Below are 2,724 nucleotides of genomic sequence, written 5' to 3' on the forward strand. Positions count from 1 at the left end.
TGCACGCTTGCGCCGTCCGCCCACGTCGCCGTGGTACCGCGCACCGCCTCGGCTTCCGCCGGCCGGCCACTGTCCACGGGACCTCCTCAACGACTTGTCACCGGCGGACATTCCGCCCGGTGCCCGTGACGGGGCCGGTACGCCGGTCCCGTCGGAGCCTGCATTATGGCCGTCTCCCGCGACAACACGATCGGCGGGACGACCCCGGTCGACGTGGGTCGAAGGTGAGTGAGGAGTCCCAGTGGAACGCGGTGTACCTCTCGTCGGCAGGGACCACCAGGTCGGCGTGGTCGCCGACGGCCTGCGCCCGGCCGGTACGGCGCGGACCCTGCTCGTGACCGGCGCGGCCGGAGCGGGCAAGACCGCCGTGCTGACCGAGGCGCGGCACGCGGTGGTCCAGGAGGGGGCCAAGGTGCTGCGGCTGGCCTGGGAGACCGCCACCGGGCCGGCCGGGGCCGCGGCCCTTGCCGATGCCGTCTGGGGTGTGCTCGCCAAGGTCCACGACGGCCGGCTCCCGGCCCACCTCACCGCCGTGCGCCGGGCGCAGTTGCGCCTCGGCGACGGCGGCGAACTCACGCTGCTGTCCGCGCTGGGCGAGGCCCTCGCGGACGCGGCGGACCACGTCCCGTTCGCCCTCGTCCTCGACGGCGCCGAGCGCATGCCCCCACCGACCGCATCCGCGCTCCAGCTGATGCTGCGCGCGTTCCGGCCCGCGGGCCTGCCCGTGGTGATGGCCGGGCGCCCGGTGTCCTGGGGCCCGACAGGCGAACCCGACCTGGCGACGGCGGCCGACCGGGTGCTCGACCTGCCGCCGCTGAGGCCGGACGATGTCGCCGAGCTCGTCGGACAGCGCCTCGGCCGTCCCGCCGAACCCGCGCTCCTCGGGGCGGTGCGGCGTTCCCTCGGACCTCTGGCCGGCAACCCCGCGGCCGTGCTGTCGGTGCTCACCGCGCTGGACGAGGACGGCGGCCTCGTTGACCTCGACGGCCGTACCGGCCTGGCCGGAACGGAGGACGACCTGCGACTCACCGTGGACGCGGAACCGCTGCGCCGGGTCACCGCCGACGGCACGGACGCCGTCGTCCTGGCAAGCCTTCTGCACCGAGCCGAGCTGCGGCTGGAGGACCTGCACAGTCTGATCCCGGCCTGCGAGGAGCTCGCCATGGACCTCGGCGGGACGGTGGACCGGCTGGTCAGGGAGCGGGTGCTGACCATCGACGGGGACGGCCGGTCGGCCTTCGCCGTCCCCGCACTGGCGGCGGCGCTGCGGACGCTGTTGCCCCGCCGCGACGTCCGGTCGCTGCACGCCGCCGTCGTGCAGACGGTGGCCGAGCGGCTGGGTCCCGCCACCACGGGCGCCTGCCATCCACTGCTGGCCGACCACGTCGCGGCTGCGGGCTCCGCGCTGAACGACGGTGTGGCGGTGCCGCTGCTGCTGGCGGCGGCCGGCAGGGATGCCAGGTCCCACCACCCGCGGGCGGGGCGGGCCTACTTGTCCGCGCTGCGCCGCCTGCCGCCCAACTACCCCGCGACGCTGGGCGTGTTGCGCGAGGCCGCCGAACTGGGACTGGGGAGCGGCGACCACACCGCCGTCCTCGCGCTGGGCGAACCGATCCTCGCCGGCCTGCGGGACCCCGGCCCCGCCGACGGCGGCGGGCTGGAGTTCGCCACCATCGCCTGGGGGCTGTCCTCGCTGCACGAGCATCGGTCGCCGTACGACGACGCCGCCGTGCCCGGGGCGGTCTTCGAGCGGATGCCGCGGGCGGCGTTGCTGGCCGCGCTCGGCGGCCGGTACGGGATCGGCCCGCTCACACCGTGGCCGCCGTCCGCGGATCCTGCCCCGGACGGCGGCCCGCTCCGCGACGGTCACGGTCCGCTGCCGTCCTGGGCCGAACTGCGGACGCTGGCCGCCGCAGTGGGCGGACACGAGGAGCTGGCGAGGGCCGTTGGCGGCCGACTGCCGGAGGAGACCCGCGAGGCGGCGGTCGGGCGGCTGCGTGACGCCGCGGCCTACGGCGACCTGGCGGGCGCCCTCGAAGCCGTGCTGGGCGAGCGCTACGTACGCTCGGGCCACAGCACCGCCGGCCGCTACCACGCCATGGTCCGCGACTACCTGGCCGGGCGCTGGGACGACGCCCTGTCGACGGCCCGCGATATCGAGCGGCGCGGCGAGGCCCACGGTGGGCCGGACACCGGCCAGTTGGCACGGGCACTGGCGGCCGAGATCCACTGCTTCCGCGGTGACCTCGTACGCGCCCGCGAGTGGCTCGACCTCATTCCCGGCACGGTCGTGCACCCGTTGGCGGCCCGCGCCCGGCTGGGCGTGCGGTACTGGTCGGGACAGGAGGACGCGGCACTGGAGGAGGCGTGGCACGACGTGCGGCGGGCACGCGGCAGCGGCCTGCTCGCGGGGGTCGAGAGGGTGCTGCTGCGCATCCTGGAGTTCACCGAGGAGACCCGGCCGCGGCAGGCGCGGCAGGCCCTGGAGCAGTTGGCGGCACTGCACGCGGAGGCGGACACGGCCATGACCCGGGAGGCGCTGCTCGTCGCCCGCGGGGTGCTGCACCGTGACGCGGACGGCACACACGACGCCTACCGCTCCGCCGAGCGGCGGGGCGACCGGCACATGATGCTGTACTGCTGCCAGGTCCTCGCCGAGGTCGGCGACGATCCCCAGCCGTGGCTGGCCGAGGCGGCGCGGCACACCCACCTGCTGTCGCTCGG

At 76.1% G+C, this 2,724-nt stretch carries 1 protein-coding gene; it reads left to right on the forward strand.

The genetic code is table 11. The features are described from left to right. Window positions 1-241: 241 nt before the first annotated feature. A partial coding sequence (locus ACGFWI_RS38925; RefSeq protein ID WP_393910790.1) for an AAA family ATPase occupies window positions 242-2,724 on the forward strand: 2,483 nt, incomplete at its 3' end.

Origin of the sequence: Streptomyces sp. NPDC048434, from assembly GCF_043200375.1 — a bacterium.
In the GTDB taxonomy this organism is placed as follows: domain Bacteria; phylum Actinomycetota; class Actinomycetes; order Streptomycetales; family Streptomycetaceae; genus Streptomyces.